This window comes from Pseudomonas sp. DCA-1, assembly GCF_046523955.1.
GTDB classification, from domain to species: Bacteria; Pseudomonadota; Gammaproteobacteria; order Pseudomonadales; family Pseudomonadaceae; genus Aquipseudomonas; species Aquipseudomonas putida_Y.
The window spans coordinates 377,240-393,524 of sequence record NZ_CP169881.1; the positions used below are offsets into that span (position 1 = coordinate 377,240).

The window sequence follows — 16,285 nt, forward strand, 5'->3', positions numbered from 1 at the left end:
AGGTGGAAGCCAAGGCTACCGTGGCATCTCTGGCGAACAGTTCCATGGCAGCAGCGCTTCGTAGTCTGCTACCGATGAGGCGTGCGGCAGTCGCTCCAGGACGTGGCGCAGCCACGTATAGGGCTCTTGGCCGTTGACCTTGGCGGTTTCGACCAAGCTGTAGATCTGCGCGCTAGCCGTGGCTCCCTTGGGCGTGTCACTGAACAGCCAAGCTTTGCGCCCGATCACAAACGGCTTTATGGCCCGCTCTGCCAGGTTGTTGTCGATCGGCAGGTGGCCCGCCTCGACATACCGCTCCAAGCGGTTCCAGTTGTTTGCCAGGTAAAGCACCGCCTTGCCCAGTACGCTTTGCGGTGTCACCTGTGAGTGCGTCTTGTCGAGCCAACTTTTCAACTGCTCAAGGATCGGCAGGCTTCGTTCCTGACGACCGAGGAATCGCTGTTCATCGCTGGCATCCTTGAGGTCGCGTTCGATGCCATACAGTTTGTTGATCATCGTCAGCGCAACATCGGCGCGACCGGTCTTGCCCTTAGGCTGCACCTTCTGCGCTTCGACGAATTTACGCCGGACATGCGCCATGCACGCCAGTCGTTCAACGCCCGGCTGTAGCGCCAACGCGTTGTAACCGGCGTAATCATCGGTCATCACGTAACCGCGATAGCCCTCCAGCAGGCGCAGCGGCACCTCCTGCGCGCGGCTGGTGGTGTAATCGAACAGCACGACTTGTCGATCAGGCGGGCCACTGGCCTGCACCCACATCCAGGATTGACTGGTCGGATCACGATCCGGCTCTTTGAGCACCTGCACGCGAGTTTCATCGCAATGGATCACCGGGCTTTCCAGCAGGCGGTCACGCATCAGGTTCAGCAGTGGCTGAAAGTGTTCGCTGCACTGGATGACCCAGCGGGCCAGGGTTTGCCGGGGGATCTCGATACCATGTCGGTTCAGCACCGTCTCGAAGCGGTGCAGCGGCAGGCCATCGACGTACTTGGTGGTCAGCAACATCGCCAGCACGCTGGGGCTGGCCATGCTCTTTTCAATCAATTGGGCCGGCTTGTCAGCGGTGACCGGCGCGGTTTCGCAGCCACGGCAGCCATAGACTTTGCGTACGTGTTTGAGCACACGGATCTGCATCGGCACGATGTCGAGCTGTTCGCTGGTTTGCTCGCCAATCACGTGTTTGCGGCAACCACAGGCGCAAGTCAGTTCGTGCTCGGGCAAGTCATGAATGACTTCAATGCGTGGCAGGTCAGCCGACAGTGGCTTGCGTTTGCCGCGCTGCTTGCTTGGCGCAACAACTTCTTCGTCGGCATCATCAGCGGTAGGTACCCACTGACTTTCGGGTTCATTGAACAACGCCAGTTGGGGCGTGTTGGACTCGACGGTTTGCTCGGACTTGCGATTGAATAATCGGTCACGCAGCAGCTTGACCTGTTCCTTAAGGTCGACGATCTGACCTTTGTCGACCGTGCGCTCGGCCAACAACTGCGCAAGCAGTAGTTTGAGCGCGACAGGGTCGTCAGGAAGGTTATCGGGCACTGAAATCATGGCCCGGATTATACCCGCTCAGGCGACGAAACGAGGAGTCAAAACCTGATGCGGACGGTTGCGCCAGAGATCGAAACCGTCGAGTAGCCAATTCAGCTCCTGGACGGTCAGTACGATAGCTTCGTCGGTCGCGTCGGGTGAAGTTTTGAAACGCTCGGCTTCGAGGCGCTTGAGCCAAAGGCAGAAGCCGTTGCGCTCCCAATACAACACCTTGATGCGGTTACGGGCTTTATTGAGGAAGACGAAAAGTACCGGGTCGAACACGGCGACCTTGATGTCCAGTTCGACCAGGGCAGTGAGGCCGTCGATGGACTTTCGAAAGTCCACGGGCTTGGGGTAGAGGTAGACTTTTTCGACTTTGCTGTCGGGGCGCATCATGGTGGGCTGGCTCCAGAAAGAAATCGGGAGCACAGCATCGGGAATCAGGTGGACGGTTGGAATGTGGGGATGATGGATCCCTTACAATACGCCGGCCGATCGGGCGGTCCGAAATATGGCGAGGGTAGAGCTTGCCAGGGAGGTCCTGGGAGATCTGTTAAGGCGGTAAGCCCATGGAGCATGACGTCGATGTAAACCACTTTTTTTCACTGTAAACCACGTTGGTTAACAGTGAAAAAAAGTGGTTTACAAGGGGCCTAGCGCATCGCACAGATTTGAGAGTGCTTGGACTAATCGACAGAGCAATTCAGGGTTGATCCGCGCAGGCGAGGCAGCGGATCTAGTCATCGGCGGATAAATTCTGACAGGAGAATAGCTGCTTGAGAGCACAAAAACTAACCCCCATGTACGCAGTGCAGATCATGAAAATCTGCGGCGCGCGCGGGGGCTATTCTTGTGTGGAATCTTAGCCGATTCTACAGTCGGGAGGTGCAGACTCAGGCCGTGGTGGTACCGACCTGTAATGAAAAAATAACCGCTGGCCAGACGGCCATGGTTGACCTGACCCGAGGCGCTAGCCGTTTCGCCACCGCCACGCTTCTGGTCGGTGAGTCTGATCTCGGCTGTTACCGCACGCATAACCGGGCCGTTCTCCCTAGCTTCGTACCGACCGCCGCTTTCAGTTGCAGCGCGGTAGCGAGCTTCAGCCTGCTGTAGTCTCTCCGTGCTTCTCATGCTTCGATGTGTGTTGGTGCGAACGGTGCAATGCACGGGTTCGCCAGTCGTGCTCAAGAAATTCCTTCTTCAGTGCTAAACGAGCTAGAGCGAAGAGCGTACATCATTCCTTTTCACCAAACTTTACCTCGTGCTCCTTCAGGTACTGTTCGATGATCACGGCATCTTCCGCCCGGCGCTTCAAAATAAACTGAAACTCTTCAGGCATTGGAGCTTCGGTATCTGGTGACTCCGGCTTCGTTCTAGACGTATATAGCAGCAGCCTGCGCTCTTGCGTCAGACGAAGTATCTCATCCAGCCAATAATCATCTTCATACCGAACGCAAAGATCCAGAAATGGAACCAAATATGGGATGGCAATATTACTGATGTCTTGAATCTTTTCACGTGTGTGTGGATCAATTGACCTGAACCCCATCACCACCGGCATTTCTTTCTCTTTCCAGATAAGAGTCTCTACACGTCCGACGCGACGCAACTCCATGGATAGCTTCGCAACCTCTATGTGGGCCTTGCATACTGCGCTGAATTTGCTACGTAGATCGGTGACCTTGTCGACGTCATCCATGGACCAAGAGAACACTGGTGGCCCGACATTCACCACGGCGTCCGGGGCCATGATTTCGTCGGCTTTCGAGCCATTTCCGAATTCGATTCGCAGAGTCTTACGACCTTGATTGACCACGAACGCCTCATGCAGGGCGTGACAGCAATATAACTCGATCCGCAGTTGGCTTTTATTCACCCTTGCAATGAAAAACGGCAGCTCCAGAGCAAAGAGCCATTCAATTTCTTCGTTTTTGTACTCGATTGAGTCAACGGAACTCGATTTAATTTGGACATAGAAGCTGTTCGTTGCTTTGAACCGGAGGTTGTCAAAGTCTTCGAGTAGTGTAGCGACCACATCCACGCCTACATCTTCTGTACGTGGAACAGGTGCTACCAGCGCAAGGTTTTGCAGAAGTAATGTTCCCAGTTGCTCGGCTAAGTCGCCGGAGCGCAGGTTTTTTCCTTTGAATGCTGGCATTTCTTTTCCCTGATTTGTCAAATTAGAAAAATTGAGCACTATCAATATGTCAAAACGGTTGAGATCTGGGCCTATCGTCTATTTTCGAGCGATGAAGCTCGCCGCGATTGAATGGCAGGCCTCGATGTTGAGGTGCCGGATACTCACTCTTTCCCATTCAGTGATCGATAGCTTCTCGACAGCCGATAGGCCTTACATAGTTTGCTTGAGCCAAAACGGCCAGGCAAAGGGCCGGTTCGTTCATTCGTATTTACGTTTCTGCAGAGCCTGTTTTTTATCATCTCCATTATAGAATAATTTTTTCTGTGATCGGTGCCTATTTATAAGATGCCACACGTTACGTGATACCCCAAAGGTACCCCAATGGTGCCTTTTTGGTAAGCTGCACTGGGGACGCAGCGATCGTTTTCTTCGCACGTAAAAGGAATGTGTGGATGCGCCCAATTGAAAAGGTAAATTGGACGCATCGACTTTAAGGGCTTAGGAAGGGCTGCCTTCGAATCACTGCCAGCCAGTGGAGTTAATGTCGAATTTTTTTGTCGCTCGACATGCTATCGAGGTGGTACGAGCTAGCAGCTGATGTCAAAAATTCAGCTTGCTGACGCAGCTCTTCCAAACGCTCTGCTGAGGCCGTGCCTTGAGCCTCGGCATACCGCCGCTGCGCCGAGGTTGCTGCTTCCCACAATTCAAGCTGCTCTTGGATTGTCTCTGGGTCAAGCTTGTTCATTGGGGGAGCTTCCGCAAATGGCTTCGTTTGGACATTGTAGAACGATTGGTTAATGACTGTGCTTTGATCGATGTTGATAAGAGGAACGCTGAAGCGTGGAAGCGCCATCAGAAGGATAAGCAGATTTCGGAACTTTGTCGCAGTCCAATAAGGCTGGGTGGTTTTCGAAGCTGATTTCTTTGTGTAGGTGGTCATTGGTAGGATTCTCTTTGCATGTTGTATGGCCTGTTTTGGCGGCCAATGACAAAGCGACGCTTTGCAAAGATTATTTACAGTTTTGAAAGTCGGTGGTTTTAAGCGTGTCAACGGGCCTTTTAAGAACACAGTTCAACCACCGAATCGTTCTTTCTGAATCCTTGAGATGGGTTTAAATAAATGACCTTTTCGTTCGGGTTTCAGGTTAACTCGGTAATTAAATGCCTTGCTCTACTTAATGTGTTCTCTCACGCCCAGAGTTAATCATGCAGCCTGGATTGGCTTAAAAACCATTTCGTAAAATCGCCGCTAACTAATCGAATGCGCTCAAAGTATTCACGATGTCATTTCCAAGGCATAAAAAAGGCCCCTCACGGGAGCCTCTTCTTTGAGCCATATTCACAGCGGATTCAATCAGCCTGAACAACGCTCATAGCGCGAACTTGAAGAATAGCGAACGCTTTTGCTAACGGGCATTTATCGAGGGAGAGCGGTCGGTATTACTCAGCTTTCTAGTGAAACGTTCCCTTCGATGCGCCGGCCCGCTGTTTCTACAATAAAAAGCAGCTCCTCCGAGCTGCTTTATGTGTTATTCCCCCTTTTTATGCCTATGGGGCTTCAGGTCCGGGTGATCCTTTTGCTTTTCAGGCGTGACACGCTGCCTTTTGTCCGGAGTACCATCTTCGTTCGTTCGTTTTGGGCCTGGCTTGATGCTCATACGAGATTCCCTTTATGGCTTGGGTCGTTGGGTACTGCAATGTAGTTAGCCCAGCTTCTTAAAACTGTCAAATTAGTACGGCTCAGGAGCCCTGGCAGCCCTGTGAATCTAGCCCTCCGGCATTAAAGTCCAGAGTAGGTGCTACCGGTCACTGGCTGCACGCGGCAGAAGAATTCGCAGCGGGGCGATACATGGCGGAGGTTCATCATCCCCACCGTCATGTGGAATATGTTGTTGTGGCTTATCGGCGAGCTTGCCTCTCCCTCTAATTGCATCCGCTCATCTAGTGGATTGTCTTGCCAAAACTCTGCGATTCTGGTGTCATTGGCGTGTCAGGCTTTGCATGGTGGCCGTGCAAGCAAATCAAGCCTGACTTCTACTCATGATTGAACCTGATTCGACGTCCAGCTTCGCGTCTAACGGCCCTACAAGCGCAGCTAACCCCAACGTCGATGATTAGGGGATAGTCATGTCTGCAAAAAACCTGCTCCAACCTCTTGCTGCTCAGCTGCACGCATCGTTCTCCGCCTCTGGTCGCCTATACGATCACCGAGTCATCCACCAGCTCCTCCACGCTGCCATCGGCTCCGTTGCTCCTGAAGTCGCGTCCAAAGACAACCTGCCCATCGAGGTCTGCCGTGACAATGACACTCGGCAGTACAACCTCTACGCGACGATTGAGCGGGCGAAAAAGTGCTTGGGGCTGACCGATCTGCAAGCGCTCGGTGTCGCTGAAGAAGTCATCGAGGTGCTACGAGCGGCGAAGATCGGAGTGAACCAGGTTCGCTTGCTCCTCGATCCGTCCTTCACCTCGAAGATTCGAAAGAAGGCCTTCAACGCGCTTTGCAAGAATCTGGATCTGAACGAGTCCGGCGATAGATTCGCCCCAAAGACGGCCACGCTGGCCATCGCTGCCGGTATAGCGCCGCCTCCCAAGATGTCCTGGAAGGATCGCTTCGCATTGGCTGCGGGCTTCCCTATGCGTGGGGAAAGCGAGCTCGTCAGTATGGTGACTCGAAGTGAGTGCTATCTGTGGGTATTCCCACCGAGTGACCACCCAGCTACCGGTCAAGCGACGCACGACCGCTTTTTCGGTGACCAGAGACATCCAAGCGCAGAGATGGGTATGGGGTTTAGCATCATCGATTCCGGGTGGGCACGCCCCAAGTACCCGGCGCTCTACAAGCAGTCGGTAGAGACCTTTACCCAGTATTCGCTTTCTGCCCCTATGTGGTCTTGGCGTGCACAAGGGAACACCTGGCGACTGGGGAATATCCTTCGCTCCAGCATCCTCGACGGTGCTCCCTGGAGTGATGAACCCCTGAACGACGTGCTGCCGGGGGGACTGAAGTCACTGCCGCGGATCCACGGATGCGCCACCTGCCGAACGCTGTTCATCGAGAAACACAGCGCCCATCCGGAGGTACCCACTCAGTGCTTGTGCGGAGAGTCGAGCACGAGCGGCGACGAAGAAACACCTGCTCTCAATAGCTGATTTTCCTTCGGTGGCGGGGCCATGCCCCCCCTTTAGGGATTGGCTATGGGAGCGGGATTTCGCTTACCCCAAACCTGAAGGCTTCGCCATCAAACCAAGCGAAATGAGCTCAACGCTCGCGGAGTTAACAATGGGAACAACAACCAAGAAACAAGAAACAATGTCGCTTATCAGCACGCTCGCTGAAATAGCGTACGACGGCGGGTTTGCCGATGGGCTTGATGTCGGTAAGCAAGTTGGCTTTGTCGCCGGCGTCTTGAGCCTCAAAAGCGCCCTGTCCAGTGGAGTGCGGCATGGATCGCCCGAGTGCGGCAAGGCCTTGGAAAGCCTCAAGCGTATCGGGATCGACGGGTGAATAAAGTGTACGGGGCGTGCGCTGTGCGCACGGCCCGTACTTCTAATGAGCTGAAATAGCGCTGCCCAGTGGCGAAAACCGCATTGCTTTTTGGAGTCTGCGCTTCAGATCGGAGCTTCTTTTTAAAGCCTGTCTGGCTGGGCACTAAGCCCAAGGACTCGTAGAAACGATGCGCTTTAGGTCGAGCGCGATCGGAGGTGAGCTGAGACATCTTCATCTAAGGCCCGCTAGAAATGGCGTCTAGGCCACCTCAGACCCGCCTGGGAAAACTCGGATGATTTTGTCTCCTTCCGAGAACGTCAGTGAGTCGTTGAATAGGAGCAGTGGATTGTCGAATCTGAGCCTTTCATCGCATGTGATTGAACGAACTTACCTCCTCGGGTAACGTCGTAGCGGAGGACTGCAACCGCGCATTCGTCGTGACTGGGTACCAGCAAAGGCCCCCCGGCATTTTTGGCAGCAGAGAAAGCTGGTTTCTCTGAAGTAGTGACGACAGGCCTAGCCTGTCGGATTCTGAACCCAAGGTCATTAGACTGGGAGCTAAAGGATCGCTGCGACTACTCCTCGGACATATCGAAGGGCACCCGCGGGTGCCTTTTTTTGCGCTCGTTGTTGCCAGTGCTGCCAGTACCAAGCTAGGTAGAATCGACGCTGAGGTTGCAGATGACGATCCGCCGTTTTGGATGCATCAGCTTATTTGTGAATGCGTTAGGCAATTCTCATTTTTTCTGTGAAATTTCTACTGATGAGTCACAGAAAAGATGCAGCTTTAGCTGAAAACACTGGACCGCAGATGTCAGCTTTTTTGTGAGCCTACACCGGTTGTAGGTTCACAGAAAAGCTGCACGCTTTCACAAATAGATGACCGGCCGGGCTTCAACCATGGCCCCTGTCGGTCACCATCAAGCCCGCCTTCGCGGGCTTTTTTTTGCCTGGAATTCCTGCCGGGGCGCCCTACTCCGCTCATTGGAAAATGATGCAGATGGGGGGATTTGAGGAAGTGATTTGATGGGGCGCTGGAAGTGCTGAGAGGGTCGGCGGGCGGATCTGAGCAGCAGAGAGATTGAGAGGACTTTAAAACTAATATTTGAACACCTTAATAGTTAATTAAGCGTACGTGTTAAGTATTAATTTGAACAATTTAGTATGGAAATGGAATTTGGTGGAAGTTGCCATTTTGGATTTTTTGTAGATTTCGAAGGGATGTTGGAATAAGATCTATGACCAACTTTTCCGCTTTGCACTGAAGATTTTCAGCCAAATCAGCTGTTTGAAGCGAGAGCTTCAGACCTGATCCAAATTGCTCCAGCGATCACGAAGTGGCCGTTTAGAAATAAAGAGAGCAAGCCGATTGCTTTAGATTCTGATCAGTCATGAGAGTCATGACCAATGAGAGAAAAGGAGACCTGAAAATGTAGAAAAACGCGATCAATCCCGAGAGGACTGACCGCGCTTAGCGAAGCAGACTTGCGTCCTCAGAACCCGCAATGTCTGCTTTTTCGAAGCGACTGTCAATCCTCTCCCATTTTTTCGACCTTAGCGAGGTTACTCGACGGCACAGTGTTGCCTGTCGAAAGGCCTCACTTCGCCCGCCCTGCGCCTTGATTTTTTGGCGCAGCGTCGGCGCTCGTTTCGAGATTTTCGGAGGTGTTTCATGACAGTACGAAAGGTGGTCACGCGGCGGTCCAACCATTACCGCGGCTACTTCCCATCGCTCAAAAATAAAAAGCCTGTGCCCTGGGAGTCCCAGCTCGAAGGCGCTCTTTTTCGGCTTCTTGAGCTGTCTCCTGCGGTCATCGGCTACGTCCCGCAGCCCAGTGAGGAACGTGTTCCATCGCTCCAGGGCTACTTCAAATATTACCCAGACGTACAGGTTTTCCTCGCGGATGGGCGCGAGTGGTGGTTTGAAGTGAAGCCTCACGACCGACTGAAGATTGCCAGCGTCAGGCAGCGACTGGATGCCGCTGAGCGCTACTTCAACGCCACTGCCCGTAACTTTTCGGTGATCACTGAAAAGTTAATTGAAGCTGAACCCCTGGCTACCAATCTTAGAAGGCTGATGTATCACCGGCGCGGTCCAGAGCTTTCGCATCAGGCGTTGGAGGAGGTAATGGCGACCTTCAACGAATGGCCGCCTATGACCGTTGCAGATCTGCTCTACGTGGTTGGTGAGGGGAAAGCCTGGCGCTTGTTAGGCCTTGGGGTGGTGGGCATTGACCTTGATAGGTCAATTGACACTGACTCCCCGGTCTTCCTGCAAGGGGGGCACCGTCATGCAAACCTTTTCCCTTAGGGTGAAATTGGTCGTCATCGTTCGTGGCGTACTGATGGTGCTTGAGAAGAGGCTTATTGACCGGAAGCTGCTCTTTTTCGATGAGCTTGGTGAGCCCACGAAGCTATCCGAGAAGGAGTTCTATGAGGCCTACGAGAAGCGCGAGATCGAGATCTCCGCTGATCAGCCATACCTTGGGAGGGTTCCGTATGTGCGGAACGTCCCTCCAGATATTTCATGCTTCCCCAAAAAACATGGAGATGAGGCATTGCGTCGACGCAAGTATCTGGACGACCTAACTAAGCGCGGTAAATACAAGCTACCGGGTGACGAAGACATGATCAAGAAGCTTAGAGATATCGCCAAAAAGATTGGGGATGCGTGCGCACCCTCGGTTTCCACTATTCGACGTTGGGCAGCCAAATACATTGGCCAGAACGTAGTAAAGCTTATCCCTCAGCATGCCAAAAAGGGTCGGGCTGCCGCGATACAGGGAGAGCTCGAAGTTATTCTTGAAGGGGTGATTAATAAAACCTACCTGCAGGATACGATTCCAGCGGTCAGCGTGGTCGTTTCAGAATTCGAGGATCAGATAAAAGAGAGGAACAAAAGTCGTTTGCCTTCGGATCAGCTCAAGATCCCAAGCGGAATGACTGTCCGAAGGTACATCGCCAAGCTGGATCCGTACCTTGTGGATAAGGAGAGGCTCGGAAAACACGCAGCAGACAAGAAGCACCGTGTTGCGGCGGGTGTCCTACGTGTCCATGAGATTTTGGAACGTTGGGAAATTGATCACACCTTGTTGGACGTCCAGCTTGTGGATGAAACCTCGGGGCTGTGCATTGGGCGCCCCTATCTGACGATCGTCCTCGACCGCTTCTCTCGAATGGTGATGGGATATTTGCTCCACCTGTCGGCGCCAAATACGGAAACCGTGCTTCGTGTGATCGAACGCTCAATCCGTCCAAAAGCCGAATTGCTGAAGCGCTTTCCGAAAGTGAGAAATGAATGGTGGGCACGTGGGCTGCCGGCTCGAATAGTCCCAGACAACGCAGCGGAATTTCACGCGGGCGATCTCATCATGGGATTCAACGAGTTGGGTATCGAGATCATGTATCCCGCTTCAAGGGCCCCTCAAAGGAAAGGTGCCGTCGAACGCTTTTTCAGCACACAGAACCTGGGGCTTATCCACAACCTCCCGGGTACCACCTTCTCGAATATCCAGCAGCGTGGCGATTACGACTCGGAGAAGAATGCATGTTTCACGCTCCCTCAATTGGAGGCGGTGGTAGTGAAATGGATCGTCGATGGTTACCACCAGACTCCTCATCGGGGGCTGGACAACAGAACACCGGCTCAAGTCTGGGGGACTAGCGAGGCGAACCATGTCATCAGCCTTCCCGTCGACCTGGACTCGTTGGAGTGCATTCTGGCCAAGCGGGCCTCGGTGAAGGTTCACCATTACGGCATCGAGGTTGCCAAAGTGGGCTACCACTCTACGGAACTTGCTGAGCTCCGTATGCGTTTGGCAGACGGAGAAAAGGTAAACGTCCGCTATCGAGACGAAGCCGGGCACGTTTGGGTTCACGACCGCTTCAGAAACTTGTTCTTCAAAGTGCCCGCCAAAGATGAGCGAATGGCCGGTAAGAGCAGGGAGGTGTGGAAGGCTGCCGAGAAAGCGCTGCGAGAAAAATATAATGAGCAGCCTAGCTTCGAGGCTACGCACAGGTGCTACCAGGAAATTATGGAAGATGCAGACGAGGCCCGCCGTTCGCAGACGCTCAGAAAACGACGCGCAGCTGCCATAGCGAAAATCGACAAGGAGGGTCGAGTGACCGAAAGCACGCCTCCACCCAAGGTACTCGCTGAAGTGGAATGGACCGGTGACTCTATTCCTAACATTCCGCCAGCAGCCTTCAAGGTCTCGGTTCGTCGCCCTGCTGGGAGTTCTAAGCCATGAACGCCATCAATCTGTACGAATGCTACGAGCATGGTGAATACAGCTTTACGCTCCGCGATCGTTTTATTCACAGCCCTCAAGTCGAGCGAGCGTTGACGCGACTAGGCGATATCCACGGCGATAGTCGGCGTACCAGAGCAAGTAAAGGGTTGCTGATCCAAGGTCCAAGCGGAGTGGGCAAGAGCACATTGGTCAAGGAGTACATTCGGTCATTGGAGGAATTGGAGAGCCATGACCCACAGAAGCGGACAGTTCTGTTCGTCGAGATGCCTTCGTCTCCAACCAAAAAGAACCTGGCAGCAGCCATTTTGGCAGAGCTGAAGGATCCCTTCGCAGAGGCACGAGGACATTCGGCAGAGGTTAAATTTGCGCGAGTAGTCCTGCTGCTGAAGAACCTTGGCGTGGAGATGTTGGTCCTCGATGAGGCGCAGCACCTGGTCGATTATCGTCGTAATGGTGCGTATGAGGCAGCAGACTGGATCAAGAGTCTGATGAATGAAACCAGTATCGCGTTTGTTCTGATTGGGCTGAAGCGCACCGAAAATCTCCTGCTAGCAAACGAGCAACTGCGACGCAGGTTTTCGGCCACGGTGGCATACGATCGCTTCACCTTCTCCGCTAATACGTCTCTTCATTTCGTGATGTTGTTGCAGGCAATCGAGGGCGAACTGCCTGTTCAAACCATCAGTTTTGTAGAGCCAGCGATGATTAAACGCTTCTACCTGGCTTCCTATGGATTGATCGACTACCTCATCAAGATTGTGGACAGGGCTGTTTGGCTGGTTCAAGTCCAGGACCTTGTCGGGATTGAACTTCCTGTGCTGGCCCAGGCTTTTGAAGACGAGGTTTGGAGCTACGCCACCGAGGATCGAAACCCCTTCAGTGCGAGCTTCAATTTCCAGCCTCTGTTCGGGAAGCGGGAGCCGTTTGAGACGTTCGAAGAGAGCAGTACCTGACGGCCAAGGGCCGGGCTTATCGGCCCGGCTCTACTCCCCTGATTTTTATGTCTTCGATTTCATGGATGTGTAGGAATGTTTGGTCTTTTAATCAACCCACGACCACACCAAGACGAAAGTCTTTTGGGGTACCTGCAGCGCCTGGCGAAAGCCAACGGATTACCCAGAAAGGAACTGCTCACCGCCTTTGCACGAGCCGACGAGACCGATGTTGCGGACTGGCTGCAGATGATGGAAGGACCACTGAGCTGGCCTGCGGTATGATCGTGTCCCGGGAAGTGGTGTAACTCATCATGGTTCTGGCCGCTGAGTTCGCCGTTTAGTTGATCACGGCCGACAGCTTGGCCTGTGGATTATCGCTGACTGCCTCAAAGGCCTCCAACTGCATGTAACGCCGTTGCAGGCACCACTCGTCGTTCTGCTCCAGCAGCATCGCGCCTACCAGCCGTGTGATTGCAGGATCGTTGGGAAAGATGCCTACGACGTCGGTGCGGCGTTTGATCTCCGCGTTAAGCCGCTCCAGTGGATTGGTGCTGTGTAATTGCTGTCGGTGCGCTTTTGGAAACGCCATGTGAGCCAGCACTTCATCCTCGCAGCCGTCCATGAGTGTCGCGATCTTGGGGTATTTTTCGCGTAGCTGATCAGCGACCAAACGCCATTGCTGATGGCATTCGGCACGGCTGTCCTGGGCGAAGACTGTGCGCAGTAGGGCCGCCACCATGGTGCGCTGACCTTTGCCGACGTGGGCCATGGCATTACGCATGAAATGCACACGGCAGCGCTGCCAGGTCGCGTTGAAGACCTTGGAAACAGCCGCCTTGAGCCCTTCGTGGGCGTCGGAGATGACCAGTTTCACGCCCCGCAAGCCACGTCGCGTGAGGCTGCGCAGGAAGTCTGTCCAGAACGGCTCAGCCTCTGACGGCCCAACCCGCATGCCCAGGACTTCGCGGCCACCGTCGGTGTTCACGGCCACGGCGATTATTACGGCGACCGAGACGATGCGTCCGGCCTCCCGCACTTTGACGTAGGTGGCATCGATCCAGAGATAGGGCCAGTCGCCCTCAAGCGGGCGGTCAAGGAAGGCGTGAACGCGCTCATCGATCTCACCAGCTAGCCGTGAGACCTGGCTTTTGGAGATGCCGGTCATGCCCATGGCTTTGACCAGCTCGTCCACTGAGCGTGTTGAAACGCCTTGGATGTAGGCCTCCTGGATGACTGCCGCCATGGCTTTCTCAGCGGTGCGTCGAGGTTCAAGGAAACCAGGGAAATAGCTGCCTTGGCGCAGCTTGGGAATCTTAAGGTCGACGTCGCCTGCGCGGGTTTGCCAAAGACGATCGCGGTAGCCATTACGGCTATTTGTCCGGTCTGGGCTTTTGACATCGAAGCCCGCGCCGCACAGGCCTTCGACGTCGAACTCCATCATGCGCTGGGCAACGAACTGGATCATTTGCTTGAGCAGATCAGCGTCTGCCCCTTTCTCAACCAACTCGGTCAATGCGATAGTGGGCTTGGTCATCGTGGTTTCTCTGGTGAGTGTTTGGTCTTCGCAAACTCAACGTTAGCCAAGAACCACGATGACCATCCTCTTTCGCCCGCAGGGCGCCTTCGGCTGGTTCAGTTACACCACTTCCCGGGACACGATCTGCGGTATCTGCTGAGTTTCGTGATCCAAGGCCCAAGGGGGTCAAGTTATGGACGACTCATCACGCTCGTTACTGTCCGATCTGTTTGGGCGAAGCCGGTTATTGGAGAGAAAGCTGGGGCTTGACCCTGGTTACGACGTGTTCTGTCCACGGCACTGAACTCCACGGGCGGTGCCCCAACTGTCTGAAGGAAACCGATCCAAGCGCAATGAGTGCGAATAGTTGCCAAGCGTGTGGCACCTCATTGAGTGGGACCAATTTTGAGATCGCGCCGGCGAGTGATACGGCCGCCTGGCTCACCTCTGGCTTTGAAGATAGGTTTTACGCCGACTCGTTGCCAGCTGACGCGGGATTGGCGGCCCTCACCTACGAACAGTTTCACGAGTTGTCATCGCGTCTCGCTGTCAGAAGTTTGCCTACGGAAAGAACCCAGCCGCTGAAGGTTGCTGATTCGGGTTCGCTAGAGATATCGCGGCTTATGGCAAACGCGGCGGGCGTGGTTCTCATGAACTGGCCTCTCGCATTCAGAGAACTGCTGAGTGGCCTCAAGGCAGTCCATTCCGATAACGAACATTGGACGCTCAGCAGATCGTTCGGCCCGATATACCACGACATCCACCGTGATCTGGATGACTCTTGTTTTGACTTTCTTCGTCGAGAGTTCGAATCATTTCTGCAGCATGCGTGGGAAGCACCGTTAGCGAAGCGAAATCGCAATTTGAGTGAGGAGACGATTGAGAGACATCGTTGGGTGTCGTTCGATTCTGCTGCTGAAGCTTGTGGTCTCGGGGTATCAGTCATAAAACGCCTTCATCAGGAGGGACAAATCGCCTATCGGGAGAAGGTCCATGAAGATCGAGTCTTTACGGTCGTGGACCTGGATCATTTGAAGGCAATCTCGCAGCATCTCCAGGGCGTGGCTGATATGAAAGAAACCTCGACTTTGCTAAGCCTCTGTCGCAATCGGGTTAGGCAGCTGCTAGCTGGTGGTACCCTCCAGTTCTTTGGTGGAGAACCGCGCCCAGGCGAAAGGTGGCTGATTGACTGCCGCTCGATCAACGAATTGATTGATGAGAAGCTGCCTACCAGCTCTGACCAGAGCCTGGTGTCGATCAACTACTTGGCCAAGCATTCTCTGCCCAAGGGGGGTGGGTTGGTCGAGTTGGTTCAGGCAATACGTGCAGGTGAACTTCGCGCTTACGGCCCAGCTGAGAATGGCTCGGTTGCGGTAGGGGCGTGGTTACTCAAGCCGCAAGATTTTGCAGCGTGGCAACAAGCCCGAGCTGAGAACAAGAGTCCGGTCTTTCCCGGCCTGTCGGTAGTCAAGGCTGCTGCGCTGTTAGGCGTCAAAGAACAATGCGCATACGCGTTCGTTCGACTGGGTCTGCTATGGAGCACTGCTGTCGAACGAGGCCGGCGTACGCAATTGATGGTTAAGCCTCAAGCCATCGACAGATTCAGGCGTGGCTATATCTTGGGACCGGAGATTGCGGTGTATTTGGGGAAGTCGACCAGGGAGGCGTTCAAGCACCTTTGGGAGGCCAGGTTTCGCCCCGTTGCGGGGCCATCCATTCCAAACGCGGCTTGCCGGCAGTACGTTTGGGTAAGAAGCAAAAAGCTGATCGATTACCTCGCAAGTGAAGCCGCCCAGATCGACGATCCTGAAGCCATCACGTTTTTATCCACACCGATCGCTCAGCCTCGTGATTGCCGATTCAGGCATGTGGGATCAAGATAGTTAGCACGCTTTCTTTCTTGATTGCTAAAATCATCGAACCCATTTTGGAGAATCTTATGTCCCGTCTCGCTGAATTCCGCCTGCTCGAACAACAGCTCGCAGCCCAACTGGCGGAGCTGGAAGCGCTGAAAAATGACTCTGCCCTGAAGCAGGAAATGGAATTTGAAACGAAGCTGCGCAGTTTGCTCAACGAGTATGGCTACGGCCTGCGCCAAGTGGTGCTGATCCTCGATCCGCAAGCGGTGGCTTCCACTGATATGGCCCCAAAAACCTCTCGGAAACCACGCGAAGTGAAGGTCTACAAGAATCCACACAGCGGAGAGGTTGTTGAGACCAAGGGTGGTAATCAGCGTACGCTTAAGGCCTGGAAAAACGAGTATGGCGCTGAGGTAGTCGAGTCTTGGCTCGCCAATTGATTGCACTGCAGGCGGCTTCTGGCACGAGATGAATCGTGGTGCGCCCCGAATGCAAATTCCCATTCTGGGGCGTGACGAAATTTTCTGCGGGTGGTGGATTTAGAGAATTAAAACTGTCGCTA

Annotated in this window: 13 protein-coding genes; 8 read left to right on the forward strand and 5 right to left on the reverse strand. The window is 53.9% G+C overall.

Translation table 11 applies throughout. From position 1 onward, the window contains the following. Nucleotides 1-15: 15 nt before the first annotated feature. The 4 genes from ACE4QZ_RS01995 to ACE4QZ_RS02010 all read right to left on the reverse strand — a co-directional run bounded on the left by ACE4QZ_RS01995 (nucleotide 16) and on the right by ACE4QZ_RS02010 (nucleotide 4,610). Nucleotides 16-1,548 (reverse strand): IS66-like element ISPpu15 family transposase, encoded by a 1,533-nt coding sequence (locus ACE4QZ_RS01995; RefSeq protein ID WP_410480278.1) that lies wholly within the window; start codon nucleotides 1,546-1,548, stop codon nucleotides 16-18. An 18-nt stretch (nucleotides 1,549-1,566) separates the two neighbouring features. Continuing rightward, complete coding sequence (tnpB, locus tag ACE4QZ_RS02000) at nucleotides 1,567-1,926, reverse strand: IS66 family insertion sequence element accessory protein TnpB (RefSeq protein ID WP_009687920.1); 360 nt, start codon at nucleotides 1,924-1,926, stop codon at nucleotides 1,567-1,569. Between the two features lie 838 nt (nucleotides 1,927-2,764). After that, nucleotides 2,765-3,688 carry a hypothetical protein gene (locus tag ACE4QZ_RS02005; protein WP_186595170.1) on the reverse strand — a complete coding sequence of 308 codons (924 nt, stop codon included), beginning with the start codon at nucleotides 3,686-3,688 and terminating at the stop codon, nucleotides 2,765-2,767. 520 nt (nucleotides 3,689-4,208) lie between these two features. After that, entirely contained in the window at nucleotides 4,209-4,610 is a 402-nt protein-coding gene (locus tag ACE4QZ_RS02010; protein ID WP_410480279.1) for a hypothetical protein, read from the reverse strand. A gap of 1,187 nt (nucleotides 4,611-5,797) precedes the next feature. Here ACE4QZ_RS02010 and ACE4QZ_RS02015 point away from each other — a divergent pair. The 6 genes from ACE4QZ_RS02015 to ACE4QZ_RS02040 all read left to right on the forward strand — a co-directional run bounded on the left by ACE4QZ_RS02015 (nucleotide 5,798) and on the right by ACE4QZ_RS02040 (nucleotide 12,630). Then, nucleotides 5,798-6,823, forward strand: a complete 1,026-nt coding sequence (locus ACE4QZ_RS02015; RefSeq protein WP_410480280.1) for a hypothetical protein — start codon at nucleotides 5,798-5,800, stop codon at nucleotides 6,821-6,823. A 130-nt stretch (nucleotides 6,824-6,953) separates the two neighbouring features. Then, entirely contained in the window at nucleotides 6,954-7,178 is a 225-nt protein-coding gene (locus ACE4QZ_RS02020) for a hypothetical protein (protein ID WP_186595176.1), read from the forward strand. 1,654 nt (nucleotides 7,179-8,832) lie between these two features. Then, nucleotides 8,833-9,471, forward strand: a complete 639-nt coding sequence (locus tag ACE4QZ_RS02025; RefSeq protein ID WP_011953077.1) for a TnsA endonuclease N-terminal domain-containing protein — start codon at nucleotides 8,833-8,835, stop codon at nucleotides 9,469-9,471. Further along, on the forward strand, nucleotides 9,452-11,410 hold the full coding sequence (locus tag ACE4QZ_RS02030; protein WP_011953078.1) for a DDE-type integrase/transposase/recombinase: 1,959 nt from the start codon (nucleotides 9,452-9,454) through the stop codon (nucleotides 11,408-11,410). Before ACE4QZ_RS02025 ends, ACE4QZ_RS02030 begins: the two co-directional genes overlap by 20 nt. Then, nucleotides 11,407-12,366 (forward strand): TniB family NTP-binding protein, encoded by a 960-nt coding sequence (locus ACE4QZ_RS02035; RefSeq protein ID WP_010951429.1) that lies wholly within the window; start codon nucleotides 11,407-11,409, stop codon nucleotides 12,364-12,366. The genes ACE4QZ_RS02030 and ACE4QZ_RS02035 overlap by 4 nt, the downstream gene beginning before the upstream one ends. A gap of 75 nt (nucleotides 12,367-12,441) precedes the next feature. Further along, a complete protein-coding gene (locus ACE4QZ_RS02040; RefSeq protein ID WP_410480393.1) occupies nucleotides 12,442-12,630 on the forward strand; it encodes a TniQ family protein in 189 nt (62 codons plus the stop codon). A 55-nt stretch (nucleotides 12,631-12,685) separates the two neighbouring features. On the opposite strand, the gene ACE4QZ_RS02045 is transcribed toward ACE4QZ_RS02040, so the two are convergent. Then, a complete protein-coding gene (locus tag ACE4QZ_RS02045) occupies nucleotides 12,686-13,882 on the reverse strand; it encodes an IS256 family transposase (protein ID WP_004575957.1) in 1,197 nt (398 codons plus the stop codon). 335 nt (nucleotides 13,883-14,217) lie between these two features. Here ACE4QZ_RS02045 and ACE4QZ_RS02050 point away from each other — a divergent pair, with 335 nt between their 5' ends. Further along, nucleotides 14,218-15,747 (forward strand): hypothetical protein, encoded by a 1,530-nt coding sequence (locus ACE4QZ_RS02050; RefSeq protein ID WP_015268410.1) that lies wholly within the window; start codon nucleotides 14,218-14,220, stop codon nucleotides 15,745-15,747. A 56-nt stretch (nucleotides 15,748-15,803) separates the two neighbouring features. After that, entirely contained in the window at nucleotides 15,804-16,163 is a 360-nt protein-coding gene (locus tag ACE4QZ_RS02055; RefSeq protein WP_010951431.1) for a histone-like nucleoid-structuring protein, MvaT/MvaU family, read from the forward strand. Nucleotides 16,164-16,285: the final 122 nt, after the last annotated feature.